This window comes from Shinella sp. HY16 (assembly GCF_028534175.1).
In the GTDB taxonomy this organism is placed as follows: Bacteria; Pseudomonadota; Alphaproteobacteria; order Rhizobiales; family Rhizobiaceae; genus Shinella.
Genome location: NZ_JAHYXL010000001.1, coordinates 2,383,572 through 2,398,356 on the forward strand (window position 1 = coordinate 2,383,572; position 14,785 = coordinate 2,398,356).

At 66.5% G+C, this 14,785-nt stretch carries 11 protein-coding genes; 6 read left to right on the forward strand and 5 right to left on the reverse strand.

Translation table 11 applies throughout. The annotated features are described in order from the left end of the window. Positions 1 to 94 precede the first annotated feature (94 nt). From K0P03_RS11920 to K0P03_RS11935, 4 genes are read right to left on the reverse strand one after another with little or no spacing between them, the layout of a single operon-like run. On the reverse strand, positions 95 to 1,183 hold the full coding sequence (locus K0P03_RS11920) for a DUF917 domain-containing protein (protein ID WP_272789680.1): 1,089 nt from the start codon (positions 1,181 to 1,183) through the stop codon (positions 95 to 97). Then, positions 1,183 to 2,451 (reverse strand): Zn-dependent hydrolase, encoded by a 1,269-nt coding sequence (locus tag K0P03_RS11925; RefSeq protein WP_272789681.1) that lies wholly within the window; start codon positions 2,449 to 2,451, stop codon positions 1,183 to 1,185. Before K0P03_RS11925 ends, K0P03_RS11920 begins: the two co-directional genes overlap by 1 nt. Positions 2,452 to 2,453: 2 nt before the next feature. Next, complete coding sequence (locus K0P03_RS11930) at positions 2,454 to 3,830, reverse strand: dihydroorotase (RefSeq protein WP_272789682.1); 1,377 nt, start codon at positions 3,828 to 3,830, stop codon at positions 2,454 to 2,456. Positions 3,831 to 3,844: 14 nt separating this feature from the next. Next, positions 3,845 to 5,383 carry an aromatic amino acid lyase gene (locus K0P03_RS11935; RefSeq protein ID WP_023514196.1) on the reverse strand — a complete coding sequence of 513 codons (1,539 nt, stop codon included), beginning with the start codon at positions 5,381 to 5,383 and terminating at the stop codon, positions 3,845 to 3,847. Between the two features lie 164 nt (positions 5,384 to 5,547). On the opposite strand from K0P03_RS11935, the gene K0P03_RS11940 reads away from it, so the two are divergent. After that, on the forward strand, positions 5,548 to 6,702 hold the full coding sequence (locus tag K0P03_RS11940) for a LysR family transcriptional regulator (protein WP_272789683.1): 1,155 nt from the start codon (positions 5,548 to 5,550) through the stop codon (positions 6,700 to 6,702). On the opposite strand, the gene K0P03_RS11945 is transcribed toward K0P03_RS11940, so the two are convergent. Then, positions 6,699 to 7,673, reverse strand: coding sequence for a GlxA family transcriptional regulator (locus tag K0P03_RS11945; RefSeq protein ID WP_272789684.1), 975 nt, complete (start codon positions 7,671 to 7,673; stop codon positions 6,699 to 6,701). The two genes, K0P03_RS11940 and K0P03_RS11945, sit on opposite strands and share 4 nt — an antisense overlap. 114 nt (positions 7,674 to 7,787) lie before the next feature. Between K0P03_RS11945 and K0P03_RS11950 the strand changes: the two genes are divergently transcribed. The 5 genes from K0P03_RS11950 (at position 7,788) to K0P03_RS11970 (ending at position 14,757) form a co-directional block, all read left to right on the forward strand. Continuing rightward, a complete protein-coding gene (locus tag K0P03_RS11950; protein WP_272789685.1) occupies positions 7,788 to 8,702 on the forward strand; it encodes a 3-keto-5-aminohexanoate cleavage protein in 915 nt (304 codons plus the stop codon). A gap of 191 nt (positions 8,703 to 8,893) precedes the next feature. After that, positions 8,894 to 10,390, forward strand: a complete 1,497-nt coding sequence (locus tag K0P03_RS11955; protein ID WP_272789686.1) for a carnitine 3-dehydrogenase — start codon at positions 8,894 to 8,896, stop codon at positions 10,388 to 10,390. Positions 10,391 to 10,555: 165 nt separating this feature from the next. Continuing rightward, positions 10,556 to 11,716, forward strand: coding sequence for an acyl-CoA dehydrogenase family protein (locus K0P03_RS11960; RefSeq protein WP_272789687.1), 1,161 nt, complete (start codon positions 10,556 to 10,558; stop codon positions 11,714 to 11,716). Between the two features lie 201 nt (positions 11,717 to 11,917). After that, on the forward strand, positions 11,918 to 13,978 hold the full coding sequence (locus tag K0P03_RS11965) for an acetate--CoA ligase family protein (protein ID WP_272789688.1): 2,061 nt from the start codon (positions 11,918 to 11,920) through the stop codon (positions 13,976 to 13,978). After that, positions 13,975 to 14,757: a carnitinyl-CoA dehydratase gene (locus K0P03_RS11970; protein ID WP_272789689.1), complete on the forward strand. Its 783-nt coding sequence runs from the start codon at positions 13,975 to 13,977 to the stop codon at positions 14,755 to 14,757. The genes K0P03_RS11965 and K0P03_RS11970 overlap by 4 nt, the downstream gene beginning before the upstream one ends. Positions 14,758 to 14,785 lie beyond the last annotated feature (28 nt).

Sequence of the window (14,785 nt, forward strand, 5' to 3'; positions counted from 1 at the left end):
AAATGGTGAGATGCCGTTGCGTCTGGCCAATCTCCCCCCTTGTGGGGGAGATGCCCGGCAGGGCAGAGGGGGGTGTCACCTGCACACCGACCCATCAGGCCAGCGCATAGCTCACGAGATCGATCCCCATCGCCTTCTCTACGGAGGGATAGACGGTCGGATCGAGCACGCTGGAGGCGAGCGGGATGATCGTCTTCGGCACATGCAGCACGAAAACCCTCATGCCGACATCGAGCTGCCCGACGCTGAGCGGCTCGCCTTCCGGCGACAGCGTGGTGATGACATCGGGGAACGTCGCGAGGCGTTTGCCTCCGGCCGATTCCACTGCCATGTACTCGTTCATCACATGCAGCACCGAGGCGCTGTCGCCCTTGCCGATCGTCACCGTGCCGATGTCGAAGGCTTCCTTGGTGTAGACCACCGATTTGCCCGTGATCACTCCTTCGGAAAGGATCGAACCGCCCGTAGTCCTGACGATGGCATCGATGATCGCCGAACCGCCCTTGCCTTCCGCCGCGATGATCGCCTCGCCGAGTTCCAGCGCCAGCGTGATGCCGCCGAGCGCCGCATTCTTGCGCACATAGGAAGCGCGCAGCGGATTGCGGCAGGAGGCGATGAAGCCGCCGGACATGTCTGAGGCGGTGCGCAGGATCGGCGAGACCTTTGCCGTCGCGCCGCGCACGACGAGCTCGATATAGCGGTTCTCCTCGCGGTTCCCGCCGACGGCCGTCTGGATCATTTGCTCCGGGGAGCCGGCCATGCCGATCGAGCCCATATCGCCGGTCGGGTGTGCCCGCATGTCGCCGACGGCATCGAGCACCTTGGTGCCGAGGATGGCGGAGGGCAGCCAGCCGTTGAGCGTCGAGGACTTGCCGTTCTGCCCGACCATCAGCGCGGAAACCTTTTCGCCGAGCGCCTCCTGCAGAAGCTCCACGGCCTTCACATAGTCGACACCGCGCATTTCCCAGGGCGTCGTCGAGGCCGGCGCGCCGATGGCGGCGGCGGTCGCCACCCAGTCGTCATCGGAGAGTTCGTCGATGGAGACCAGCTCCGGCTTGCCGATCGACACCGCGGCATAACCGAGCATGCGGCCATGGTCCGCCCAGCCGCCGCCGCCGGCGGCATAGACCGAGCCGCCCTTGACCGCCGCCTCGACGTCTTTTTCCTTTAAAATCCGGCCCATCAGACGTCCTCCTGACTCAATGTCTTATCCAGGTGAATCACCGCGTTAAAAAGCACCGCCGCGCCGAGCGCGATATCGTCGGTCTCGGCAAACTCCTCCGGCGCATGGCTGCGCCCGCCAAGGCACGGCACGAAGATCATCGCCGCGCGCGTCACCTTCGCCATGAAGGCCGTGTCGTGCCCCGCGCCCGACGCCATGCGGCGATGGCTGGCGCCGGCCGTTTCGCAGGCCGCGTCCAGCACGTCGAGCAGCAAGGGGTCGCCCGGCGTCGGCATGTTGTCGGAGATGCGGCGCGGCGGGGCGATGACGGTGCCCGTCTCCCGCGCGACCTGCTCGGCCAATTGATCGACGGAGGCGGCAAAGAGATCCATCGCCGTCCGGTGCTCCGCCCGCGCATCGATCAGGAGACGCGCGCGGGAGGGCACAACATTGGCGGCGTTCGGCTCGATGGAGAATTCGCCGACCGTCGCCGTGAAATGGCCCGGCCCCGCGGAAAGCGATTTCGCCAGCGCCTCGATATCCGTCACCAGCCGCGCGGCGGCGGCCAGCGCATCGGCGCGGCTGCCCATCGGCGTGGTGCCGGCGTGATCCGCCCGGCCCTCGACGACGATCTCAATGCGCGTGATGCCGGCGATTGCCGTCACCACGCCGATATCGAGCTTTTCGGTCTCCAGCACCGGCCCCTGCTCGATATGCAGTTCGAGGAAGGCCGCGATATCCTTGCGCGCCTCCGCCTGCAGGCGCGCCGGATCGCCGCCGGCATCGCGAATGCCCTGTTCCAGCGTCAGCCCGCCGCTCTCGCGCGAAAACCAGTCCTGCGGCAGCACGCCGGCCATGCCGCGGCTGCCGATGCAGGAGACGCCGAAGATCGAGACCTCCTCGGCGAGGAAATCGACGACCTCAAGATCATGGTCCAGGTCGATGCCCTGATCGGCGAGCGCGCGCGCCACTTCCAGCGCCACCGCCACGCCGGCAATGCCGTCGTAGCGCCCGCCATCCGGCACCGTGTCGGAGTGCGAGCCGAGCATGATCGTGCCGAGGCCGGGTTTTCTGCCCGGCCGCCGGGCGATGAGATTGCCGGCGGCATCGATGCGTGTTTCGAGCCCGGCCGCCCGAAATTTTTCGTCAAGAAAATCCCGCCCCGCCGGGAACAGAGCGGTAAAGGCTCGCCGCGTATAGGGCCGGCCCGGCTCGGTGAGCCGGGCAAGCCCGTCGATCACATCCCCGATACGGGCGGGATCGACCGGCAGATTGGTGGCGCGGGCCATGGTCAGACCCTCGCGGAGACGAGCGTCGGCAGCGGCCGCACGAAGGCGCCGGCGCCGGGCTCGGAGAGCACGGCCTTGCCGTCGAAGGCGAGCTTGCCGCGCAGATAGGTCGCCGAGACGCGCCACGGCAGGCGGATGCCGTTATAGGGCGACCAGCCGACGACGTTGTGGCCGCTCGCCGCCGCGTCATAGCTGTAGGGTTCCGGCGTGAGCACGGTGATGTCGGCATCCTTGCCGGCCTCCAGCGCACCCTTCACATGATCCAGCCGGAAATGCCGGGCCGGGTTCAGCGTCATCAGCTCGGCAGCGCGGGTCAGCGGAATGCCGCGCTCCAGCGCGCCCTTGACGAAGAGCGGCACCATGACCTCCAGCCCCGGCACGCCCGATGCATTCGCCAGCATATCCGGATTGGTCTTGCGGTCCTCCGACCAGCTCACATGGTCGGTGGAGACCAGCGTGACATTGCCCTCCGCGACATGCCGCCAGAGCTTTTCCACCTCGGCGCGCGGGCGGATCGGCGGGTTGATCTTCGCCTTGCCGCCGAGCCGCGCGACGTCGTTCTCCTCGTCGAGCGTCAGGTAGTGGATGCAGCATTCGATGGTCGCGCGGTGCCCTTGGGCCCGGTAGGCGGCGGCAATCTCGTAGCCGCGGCCGAGCGAGCAATGCACCACATGGGCCGGGCAGCCGGTCTCGGCGCCGGTCTCGTAAATCTGGTTGGAGGCGAGCAGTTCCGTCAGCGGCGGGCGCGACAGGCCGTGGGCGCGGTAATCGGTGATGCCCATGGCCTTCACCTTGGTTATCGCCGCCCGCACCGCCTCGTCGTCCTCGTTGTGCACGCCGGCCGTCAGGCCCGTCGGGGCGATGGCGCGGAAACAATCTTCGAGAAGCGCGGCGGGAATGCGCGGAAAACGCTTCGGGTCCGTGCCGAAGGTGGAGAACTTGAAGGCAGCGACGCCTGCCTCGACCATTTCGGCGATGCGCGCCGGCCCCTCTTCCGGATCGACCGTGCCGTAAAGCGCGAAATCGACGCGCGCCTGTGGCGAGGCATGATCGATCTTGATCTTCACCGCCTCCGCCGAGCAGACGAGATTGCCCTCGTCATAGGGCATGTCGACGATGGTGGTGACGCCGCCGGCCGCCGCCGAGCGCGTCGACCAGACAAAATCCTCCTGGTTCTTCTGCGAGAGTGAATGCACCTGCGCGTCGATCGCCCCGGGCAGGATCAGTGCGCCGGAAAGATCGTGCCGCTCCTTCGCCGCCGGCATCGCGCCCTGGCCGACATGCGCCACCTTGCCGTCACGCACCGCGACATGGCCGCCCTCGACAATGCGGTCGGCGAGAACGACGGTGCCTTTGAGAACGAGATCGAAATCGGCCATAGCAAAAATCTCCGTCAGGGTTTGAGGGCGAAGAAGCCGTCGAACTGCGCCATGGGCGCCGCCTCGACGAAGGCGGCGAGCGCCTCGGGGCTGGCGAGATCGCGGTCGAGCGCTTCGATCTCGGCCGAAAGCGGCCGGTCCTTGCGATAGATCGGGCTGATCGCCCGCGTGCGCTGGTAGGCGATGGCGACGACGCCCTCGACATTGTCGCCGGCAAGGTCGATCGCCTGGGCGGACAGCATGGCTTCGAGCGCGGCGAGCTGGCGCAGGTCCCGCACCTGGCTTTCCATGCGCTCGACGATGAGCGGCAGGAAGGTCGCCTCCTCCTCCAGCCCGCCGGCAACGACGATGGACTGCGCCGAGATCGGCACCGCCAGAGACTGGATGCGCATGTAGAGTTCTACGGCGAGTTTCAGGAGCGGGCCGAAGCCGGTCGCGGTCTCCCCGGGCGCCACGAGATTGACCGGCAGGTTGCGCCGCACGCCGTTGGCAAGCAGCACGCAGCGGTTCAGGACGTTGCGGGCGAGATGGGCGAACCCCGTCTGCGCCGCCTCGACATAGAGCGTCGTGGAGAGCGGCAGCGAGCCGCCGGAGGCCATCACGACATTGTCGAGCACGACAGGATTGTCGTCGGACTGCGCCGTCGCCTCGACGATGCGCTCGGCGGCGTTCATCAGCGTATCGAGGCAGGCGCCGAACACCTGGGCGGTCATGCGCAGGCTGAGCGGATCGTGGATCGCCGAGGGTTTTGGCCAATGACCGGAGGAGGCCTGCGCCTCGAACCAGGTGCCGGCCAGCGCCTCGCCATGGGCGGACAACCTTGCGGCGACCCGCCACGGATCGGCCGAGGCGCCGAGCGCCAGCGACGACAGCAGGCCCGTCACCATGAGGTTGCGGATCGCCTTGGCCGCCTCGCGCACCACATTGGCGGCAGCAGCATGCGAGATGGCGTTGACGCTGAGGGCGGCCAGCGCATCGCGCGGCTGCATGCGATAGGGCGTCAGGCCGGCGCGCTTCAAGGCTTCGGCGGCCGGCAGGCGCACGCCGCCATACCAGGCCTCGCCCTCGCCCGTCAGCACCGCCGCGATCTGGCCCATCAGGCCGATATCCGCGCAGCCCATCGAGCCATGCCGGCGCACGACAGGCACGACATCCCGTTCAAGCAGCGAAAGGAAGGCGTCGATCAGCTCCGGGCTGCAACCGGAATAGCCGCCGAGCGCCGTGTTGACGCGGATGCCCATCGCCTTGCGCACGATCGGCAGGGAGAAGGGTTCGCCGGTGCCGAAATGATGCGCCTTTACCAGGTTGTTGTTGAACTCGACGAGGTCGTCGGCCGTCCACAGCTTGTCCTTCATCGAGCCGACGCCGGTATTGGCGCCGTAGATCGGCAGGCCGGTGGCGAGGCGGTCGGTGACGATGCGGCGGGCGGTGCCGACGCGGCCCATGCCGATCTCGCAGGCGACCGGCCGTCGCGCGCCGGTGCCGATCGCTTCGAGCGTCGCGAAGTCGAGCGGTTGGCCGGTGAGATAGAGCGTATCGGCGGAAGCGAGCATTTTCAAAAAGCCTGTTTCAAAAGCAATCCCGGGAAACGCATCTGTCCGGGATGCATAAAAACTGAATACGGATGTTATGCGGAACGCGGGCCGAACCCATATCCCAGAATCCGTACGGTTCATGCTATAGGTCGAACAGACGGAACAGACTGAAGGACCCGCCCGTGGATCTATCCACGCTTCGCCTTGTGCACAGCATTCTCGAAGAACGCGGCATCCGCAGGGCGGCCGCGGCAGAAGGGCGCCCCGCCTCCAGCGCCAGCGCGGCGCTGCGCCGGGTGGAGGCGGTGCTTTCCGTGCCGCTGGTGCGGCGCGACGGGCAGGCGCTGGTGCCGACGCTCGACGCCGAAGCCCGCCTGCCGCGCTTTGCCGAGATTGCCGCCGCCGCCGTAGCGCTCGCCGCCCTCGGCGGCGTAAAAACCATGCCGGCCGTCTCGCTTTCCGCCCTCGCCCGCTTCACGGCCACGGCTCGGGCCGGCAGCATCAACGCCGCCGCCAAAAGCCTCGGCCTCGGCCAGCCGCAGCTCACGCGGCAGCTCAGCCATCTCGAAGCCGCGATCGGCTGCAAGCTCATCGACCGTTCGGCGACGGGCATAAGCTGCACGCCCGCCGGCCTTGAGGCGCTGGCGCTCGCCGAACGCATCGGCGCGGCCTGGGAACTGCTTTTTACCGCCTCGGCCGAACGGTTCCGCCGCAGCGCCGCCACCTGGCGGCTCGGCGCGGTCATTCCCTTTGGCCATGAAAGCGAGATCGCCGCCATGCTCGCCCGGCTCACCGTGGAATGGCGCGCGGCGCGGCCGCGCCAACCGCTCTTCCTCTCCTCGACGACGGCGGACGAACTGGTCTCGGGCCTGAAAAACCGCCGGTTTGACCTGATCCTGCTCGACACCGACCGCTACCCCGCCGAATTCGAGGGCAGCCTGATCGGCCGCTCGCAACTGGCGCTCGCCGGCCCGCGCGGGCTTGATGGTTCCATGGATTTTTCCACGCTGCTCGGCCGCTACCCCATCGCCGTGCCGAGCCCGCGCAGCGGCCTGCGCCAGATGACGGACCGCTTCCTCGAAGCGACGCTTTCCCCGGCCGAACGCGGCCGCCTGACGCTGGTCGAGGTGGATTCGATCCCCGTCATCATCAACCTCGTGCTCGACCACGGCCATCTCTCCGTGCTGCCGGAACACTCGGTCGCCAACATCAACCCGCCGCCGGTGCTGCTGCCGCTCGATGCCGCCTACCAGCAATCGCTGAGCCTCGTCTGGCCGCGCGACGCCCTCTCCCGCAAGGCCGCGGAGACGATGCTGGGACTTCTGACGAAACCCTAACCTTTCGCCCCGGCCCGCAGCCGCCGCCGCGTCTCTGTCGGGCTTTCATGGTAGTGCGCGCGGTAGCTGCGCGAGAAGGCGGAGGAGGAGTTGAAGCCGGTGAGCGCCGCGATGTCGGCGAACTCCGTCTTGGTCTCGATGACCTTGCGCCGGGCGGCATTGAGGCGCAGCGCCAGATAGTGCTGGTGCGGCGCGACGCCCATGGTTTCCTGAAAAAGATCCTGGAGATGGCGGGCGCTGATGCCGACGCGTTTTGCCAGCCGTGCCAGCGTCAGCGGCGCCTCCACCGTCTCCTCCATCAGCCGCACCGCCTGGCTGACGCGCTGGTCGGCGACGCGCATGTTGCCGAGCGCCGGCACCTGTAAAAGGCCGCCGGTGCGCTCGTGCTCGTAGATGAACTGCCGGGACACTTCGAGCGCCAGCGAATAGCCCTGCCGGCGGCGGATGATCTCCAGCATCAGGTCGAGTGTCGGCAGCGAGCCGCCGGTCGTGATGCGCTTTCCGTCGATGACGTAGCGTTCGCGCACCACGCCGATCTGCGGATAGGCGGAGGCGAAATCCTCCATGTCCTCCCAGTGGGCGGTGGCGGAATGGCCGTCGAGCAGGCTCGCCTCGGCGAGCAGCCAGCTCCCCGATTCGATACCGGCCATCATTCTGCGGTGGCGCGCCGTCTGCGAAAGCTGGCGGCGCAACAGAGGCGTCGCACTCATCTGCCATTGATAGGAGGACAGCACGAAGAGCGGATGCGTCTCCTTCTCCGGCCGGAACAGGCCGTCGACCGGCACGGGAATGCGGCTGCGCGTCTCGACCGGCGCCCCATCAGGCGAAAAAATCCGCCAGCGGTAGAGCGCCTGGCCGGAAATGCGGTTGGCGGCGCGCAGCGGCTCGATGACCGAGGCGACGAGGATGAGGTTCGTCTCGGGCAGAACGAGGATGTCGATGTCGAGTGTGTCGGCGGAGGGGTCGAGCATGGCGGAAGCTTGTCCGTTGATCTCTCAAATTGTCAAGGATGGATCCGAAAAGTGAAAGCGTTGCGTCTGCTTTTGGCTCGTAATGGCCCCAACGAGAATACTGGGAGAACGACAATGCCCCTTGCGATGAACCGCGACGTCTTCATCACCTGCGCCGTCACCGGCTCCGGCGACACCGCCGGCAAATCCCCCCATGTGCCGCGCTCGCCGAAACAAATCGCCGAATCGGCGATCGAGGCCGCCAAGGCCGGCGCCGCCGTCGTGCACTGCCATGTGCGCGATCCGGAAACCGGCGCGCCGAGCCGCCGCAACGACCTCTACCGCGAAGTGACCGAGCGCATCCGCGACGCGGAAGTCGACGTCGTCCTCAACCTCACCGCCGGCATGGGCGGCGACATGATTTTTGGCGGCACCGAGCAGCCGCTGCCGCTGAACCCCAATGGCACCGACATGGTCGGCGCCACCGAGCGCGTATCCCACGTCGCCGAATGCCTGCCGGAAATCTGTACGCTCGATTGCGGCACGATGAACTTTTCGCTCGGCGATTACGTGATGACCAACACGCCGTCCATGCTGCGCGCTATGGGCCGGATGATGACCGATCTCGGCGTGCGCCCGGAAATCGAGGCCTTCGACACCGGCCATCTCTGGTTCGCCAAGCAGCTCGTCGAGGAAGGCGTGATCGAGGACCCGGTGCTCATCCAGCTCTGCATGGGCATTCCGTGGGGCGCGCCCGACGACCTCAACACCTTCATGGCGATGGTCAACAATGTGCCATCCAACTGGACCTTCTCCGCCTTCTCGATCGGCCGCAACGCTATGGCCTATCCGGCTGCAGCCGTGCTTGCCGGCGGCAATGTCCGCGTCGGCCTTGAAGACAATCTCTATGTCGGCAAGGGACAGCTCGCCACCAATGCGCAGCTCGTCGACAAGGCGGTCAACATTATCGAAAGCATGGGCGCGCGGGTCATCGGCCCGGCCGAAGTGCGCGAAAAGCTGAAACTAACGAAGCGTGCGCCTCGGGGCTGACGGACCGGGCTGCCCCTCACCCTAGCCCTCTCCCCGCAAGCGGGGAGAGGGACCTGCCAAACCGAACGGTCGGGATGGAGGAACGCGGCGCGGCATTTCCCTTCTCCCCGCCTGCGGGGAGAAGGTGGCGGCAGCCGGATGCGGGGCAAGCAAACCGTGCACACGGAAAAGAACATGAGGGAACGGACAGCATGACCACCATCAACAAGGCAGCCTGCGTCGGCGGCGGTGTCATTGGCGGCGCCTGGGTGGCGCGTTTCGCGCTCGCCGGCATCGATGTGAAGATTTTCGATCCGCATCCGGAAGCCGAGCGCATCATCGGCGAAGTCATGGCCAATGCCGAGCGCGCCTACGGCATGCTCACCATGGCCCCGCTGCCGCCGAAGGGCAAAATCACCTTCTGCAAGAGCTTGGAAGAAGCGGTAGAAGACGCTGACTGGATTCAGGAAAGCGTGCCCGAGCGGCTGGAGCTGAAGCGCGGCGTGCTGACGAAGATCGACGCGGCGGCAAAACCCGACGCGCTGATCGGCTCCTCCACATCCGGCCTGATGCCGACCGATCTCCAGCGCGACATGAAGCACCCCGAACGCCTGTTCGTGGCGCATCCCTACAATCCCGTCTACCTGCTGCCCCTCGCCGAGCTGGTCGGCGGCGAGAAGACCTCGCGCGCAGTGCTCGAAGACGCCAAGGCCAAGCTTGCGCCGATCGGCATGAAGGGCGTCATCATCAACAAGGAGATCGAGGCTTTCGTCGGCGACCGTCTGCTGGAAGCCGTCTGGCGCGAGGGCCTCTGGCTGATCAAGGACGACATCTGCGACACCGAAACGCTCGATGACGTGATCCGCTATTCGTTCGGCATGCGCTGGGCGCAGATGGGCATGTTCGAGACCTATCGCATCGCCGGCGGCGAGGCGGGCATGCGCCACTTCCTCGCCCAGTTCGGCCCCTGCCTCTCCTGGCCCTGGACGAAACTCACCGACGTCGTCGACCTCGACGACGCGCTGGTCGAAAAGATCGCCGACCAGTCCGATGCACAATCCGGCGCCCGCGGCATCCGCGAACTGGAGCGCATCCGCGACCAGAACCTCGTCGGCATCATGCACGCCCTGAAGGCCGGCGACGACGGCCGCGGCTGGGGTTCGGGCAAGTTGCTCGCCGAGTTCGAAAAGCATCTCTGGGCCAAGGCCGGCAAGGCCAAGGTCGAGGTTTCCACGAGCGAACCGCTGCACCTCGTCGATACCAAGGTCAACGCCGCCTGGGTCGATTACAACGGCCACATGACCGAGCACCGTTATCTCCAGCTCTTCGGCGACACGACCGACGCGCTGTTGCGGCTGGTCGGCGTCGATTTCGACTATGTCGAGGCCGGCCACAGTTACTACACGGTGGAGACCCACATCCGCCATCTCGGCGAAGCCAAGCTCGGCCAGGCGCTCTACACGACGCTCCAGATGCTCGCCTCCGACACCAAGCGCATGCACTATTTCACCCGCATCCATGACGCCGCGACCGGCGACGTCATCGCGACGGCGGAGCAGATGGTGCTGCATGTCGACAGTAAGGCCGGCAAGAGCGTCGATGCGCCGGCCGAGGTGCTGGCGAAGATCGCGCCAATCATGGAAGCGCATGCCAAGCTGGCGGCACCGGAGGGTGCTGGGCGGCACGTCGGGCAGAAGAAAGCGCAGTAAAGCTGCCCCTCACCCTAACCCTCTCCCCGCACGCGGGGAGAGGGGACCTGCCACAAGCAGGCTTGGGAATGGAGGAAACCGGTGCGGCATACCCTTCTCCCCGCGTGCGGGGAGAAGGTGGCGGTAGCCGGATGAGGGGCAAACCAAGAAAAACGAGGGAACACCATGAATTTCGCACTCACCGACGAACAGCAGATGATCGTGGACACGGTCCGCGCCTTCGTCGAAACGGAAATCTATCCGCACGAAAACGAGGTCGAGCGCACCGGCCATGTGCCGCCGGAACTCGGCCAGGAGATCGCGCGCAAGTGCAAGGAAATCGGCTTCTTCGGCTGCAACATGCCGGAGGAAGTCGGCGGCGCCGGCCTCGACCACACCTCCTTCACCCTGGTCGAGCGCGAGCTCGGCCGCGGCTCGATGGCGCTCACCGTCTTCTTCGGCCGCCCCTCCGGCATCCTGATGGCCTGCAACGACGAGCAGCGCGAACGCTATCTGCTGCCCGCCGTCAGCGGCGAAAAATTCGACGCCCTCGCCATGACCGAGCCGGACGCCGGCTCCGATGTGCGCGGCATGAAATGTTTTGCTCGCAAGGACGGCGACGACTGGATCGTCAACGGCACCAAACACTTCATCAGTCACGCCAACATCGCCGATTTCGTCATCGTCTTCATCGCGACGGGCGAGGAGGACACGCCGCGCGGCAAGAAGAAGCTGATCACCTGCTTCCTCGTCGACCGCGGCACGCCCGGCTTCGAGATCCGCGACGGCTACACGTCCGTCTCGCACCGCGGCTACAAGAACTGCATCCTCAATTTCGACGAATGCCGCCTGCCCTCGTCCCAGATCCTCGGCGAGGTGCACAAGGGTTTCGACATCGCCAACGACTGGCTCTACGCGACACGCCTGACGGTCGCCGCCACCTCCGTCGGCCGTGCCCGCCGCGCCTTCGACTACGCGCTCAACTACGCCGCCGAGCGCAAGCAGTTCGGCAAGCCGATCGGCGCCAACCAGGGCGTCTCCTTCAAGCTCGCCGACATGATCACCGAGATCGACGCCGCCGACCTCCTGACGCTGTCGGCCGCCTGGCGGCTCGACCAGGGCCTGCCGTCCAACCGCGAGATCGCCTCGGCAAAGGTCTACGCCACGGAAATGCTCGCCCGCGTCACCGACGAGGCGATCCAGATCTTTGGCGGCATGGGCCTGATGGACGACCTGCCCCTCGCCCGCTTCTGGCGCGATGCCCGCGTGGAACGCATCTGGGACGGCACCTCGGAAATCCAGCGGCACATCATCAGCCGCGACCTGCTCCGGCCGCTGGGGGCGTGAGATGAGCAAGGTGCCCAACACCCCTCCCCAACCCCTCCCCACAAGGGGGAGGGACTTAACCTGCCGCCCTGCCTCGTCTCATCGCACCGGCTCTGCCGGCAGCAGCGTCCTTGAAGAAAACGGGCGGGCGCGGCGGCGTAAGCCCCTCCCCCTTGTGGGGAGGGGTTGGGGAGGGGTTTTGCCCGGCAGCGGAGCATCGCGATGACCCGCCCCCTCGACCGCCTCATCCGCCCGAAATCCATCGCCGTCTTCGGCGGCAAGGAGGCACGGCGGGTCATCTTCCAGTGCGACAAGATGGGTTTTTCCGGAGACATCTGGCCCGTGCACCCGCGCGAGGACGAAATCCTCGGCCGCAAATGTTACCGCTCCGTCGCCGACCTACCGGGCGCGCCGGACGCCTCCTTCGTCGGCGTCAACCGGGAACTCACCATCGGCATCATCAGGGACCTCTCGGCGCGCGGCGCGGGCGGGGCCGTCTGCTACGCCTCGGGTTTCCGCGAGGCCGTCAGCGAGCTTTCCGATGGCGATGACCTCCAGAAGGCGCTGGTGGAGGCCGCCGGCGACATGCCGGTCCTCGGGCCGAACTGCTACGGCTTCATCAACATGCTGGACGGCGCCCTGCTCTGGCCCGACCAGCACGGCATGCTGCGCATCGAAAAGGGCGTCGCCGTCCTCACACAATCCTCCAACATCGCCTGCAACATCTCCATGCAGCAGCGCGGCCTGCCGCTCGCCTATATCCTGACAGCCGGCAACCAGGCGCAGACCGGCCTTGCGGACCTCGCCTGCGCGGTGCTGGAAGACCCGCGCGTCACCGCCGTCGGCCTGCATATCGAGGGTTTCGACAACCTCGAAGCGCTGGAACGCCTCGGTCAGCGCGCGCGGGAGCTGAAAAAACCCGTCGTCACGCTGAAGGTCGGCAAGTCGGAACAGGCGCAGCTCGCCACCGTCTCACACACCGCCTCGCTTGCCGGCAACGACGCCGTCTCCTCGGCCCTCCTCGCCCGCCTCGGCATCGGCCGCGTCGAGACGCTGCCGGAGCTTCTGGAAACGCTGAAACTGCTGCATGTCGCCGGCCCCCTGCCGAACTTCGACATCTCCTCGATGTCCTGCTCGGGCGGCGAAGCCTCGCTGATGGCCGACGCCGGCGTGAAGCGGACGGTGAACTACCGTCCGCTGAAGGATGTCCAGCGCCAGCCGCTGCGCGAAACGCTCGGCCAGATGGTGACGATCTCCAACCCGCTCGACTACCACACCTTCGTCTGGGGCAACCGCGAAAAACAGACTGCTGCCTTCACCACCATGATGGAAGGGGGTTACGGCCTCAACCTCGTCGTGCTCGATTTCCCGCGTCTCGACCGCTGCGACGCGAGCGACTGGATCACCACCTGCCACGCCGTCATCGACGCCGCCAAGGCCACGGGCGCCCATGCCGGCATCGTCGCCAGCATGGGCGAGAACATGCCGGAGGAAACCGCCGAAATGCTGATGCAGAACGGCGTCGTGCCCTTCTACGGCATCGAGGAGGCGCTTGCCGCCGCCGACGCCGCCGCCGGTATCGGCGAAGCCTGGGCACGGCCGCAATCCGCGCCGCTGCTCAAGACCACGGCCGGCGAAGGAGAAACCGCCACGCTCACCGAACACGAGGCCAAGCAGGCGCTCGCCGCCCATGGCCTTGCCGTTCCAAAGGGCCTTACCGCAGAAACGGCAGAGGCCGCCGCCGATGCCGCGGAAAAACTCGGCTTCCCGGTCGTGTTGAAGGGCCTCGGCGTCGCGCACAAGACCGAGGCCGGCGCCGTCAAGCTGAACCTTGCGGACCGCGCAGCCGTTTTGGCCGCGGCAAAAACCATGGCGGACGTCGCCTCCGGTTTCCTCGTGGAAAAGATGGTGGGAAAACCCGTCGCCGAACTCATCGTCGGAGCGATGCGCGATCCGGTCGCCGGGCCTGTCCTCACCATCGGCGCCGGCGGTATCCTCGTCGAATTGCTCGAGGATTCCGCGATCCTGACCCTGCCGACCGACGAAAAGGCGATCCGGGAGGCGATCGCCAGCCTCAAGATCGCAAAACTGCTCGCCGGCTACCGCGGCGCGCCGAAGGGCGATATCGGCGCTCTTGTCGCGGCCGTCGCATCAGCGGCATCCTATGTCGTTTCAAACGCTTCAATAATCGAAGAACTGGACGTTAATCCCATCATGGTGCTGCCGGAAGGCGACGGTGTCGTCGCAGCCGATGCCCTGATCCGTCTGAGGAAAAATCCATGACCGGACCGATAACACAGCGCCGCGAGGGCGGCATTCTCGAAGTCACCATCGATCGTCCCAAGGCGAACGCCATCGATCTCGCGACCAGCCGCATCATGGGCAAGATCTTTGCGGATTTCCGCGACGACGAAAGCCTGCGTGTCGCCATCATCACCGGCGCGGGGGAGAAATTCTTCTGTCCGGGATGGGACCTGAAGGCTGCTGCCGGCGGCGATGCCGTCGACGGCGACTATGGTGTCGGCGGGTTCGGCGGCATGCAGGAACTGCGCGACCTCAACAAGCCGATCATTTCGGCGATCAACGGCATCTGCTGCGGCGGGGGCCTGGAAATCGCGCTCTCCACCGACCTGATCCTCGCCGCTGAACACGCGACCTTTGCCTTGCCGGAAATCCGCTCCGGCACGGTGGCGGACGCCGCCTCGATCAAGCTGCCGAAGCGCATCCCCTACCACATCGCCATGGACATGCTGCTGACTGGCCGCTGGCTGGACGTTCAGGAGGCGCACCGCTGGGGTTTCGTCAACGAGATCCTCCCGGCGGACAAACTGCTAGACCGCGCCTGGGAACTGGCGCGCCTGCTCGAAAGCGGCCCGCCGCTCGTCTATGCCGCCATCAAGGAAGTGGTGCGCGCCGCCGAGGGCGAGACCTTCCAGGCGACCATGAACAAGATCACCAAGCGGCAGTTCCGCACGGTCGATATTCTCTATTCCAGCGAAGATCAGCTCGAGGGCGCCCGCGCCTTCGCGGAAAAACGTGATCCCATCTGGAAGGGACGATGAGGACTGCGCCCCTGCATCGGGCGCAATC

Coding starts and splice junctions, on each gene's coding strand:
- K0P03_RS11920 (WP_272789680.1), bottom strand. CDS start 1,183: ATGGGCCGGATTTTAAAGGAAAAAGACGTCGAGGCGGCGGTCAAGGGC.
- K0P03_RS11925 (WP_272789681.1), bottom strand. CDS start 2,451: ATGGCCCGCGCCACCAATCTGCCGGTCGATCCCGCCCGTATCGGGGAT.
- K0P03_RS11930 (WP_272789682.1), bottom strand. CDS start 3,830: ATGGCCGATTTCGATCTCGTTCTCAAAGGCACCGTCGTTCTCGCCGAC.
- K0P03_RS11935 (WP_023514196.1), bottom strand. CDS start 5,383: ATGCTCGCTTCCGCCGATACGCTCTATCTCACCGGCCAACCGCTCGAC.
- K0P03_RS11945 (WP_272789684.1), bottom strand. CDS start 7,673: ATGCTCGACCCCTCCGCCGACACACTCGACATCGACATCCTCGTTCTG.
- K0P03_RS11950 (WP_272789685.1), top strand. CDS start 7,788: ATGCCCCTTGCGATGAACCGCGACGTCTTCATCACCTGCGCCGTCACC.
- K0P03_RS11955 (WP_272789686.1), top strand. CDS start 8,894: ATGACCACCATCAACAAGGCAGCCTGCGTCGGCGGCGGTGTCATTGGC.
- K0P03_RS11960 (WP_272789687.1), top strand. CDS start 10,556: ATGAATTTCGCACTCACCGACGAACAGCAGATGATCGTGGACACGGTC.
- K0P03_RS11965 (WP_272789688.1), top strand. CDS start 11,918: ATGACCCGCCCCCTCGACCGCCTCATCCGCCCGAAATCCATCGCCGTC.
- K0P03_RS11970 (WP_272789689.1), top strand. CDS start 13,975: ATGACCGGACCGATAACACAGCGCCGCGAGGGCGGCATTCTCGAAGTC.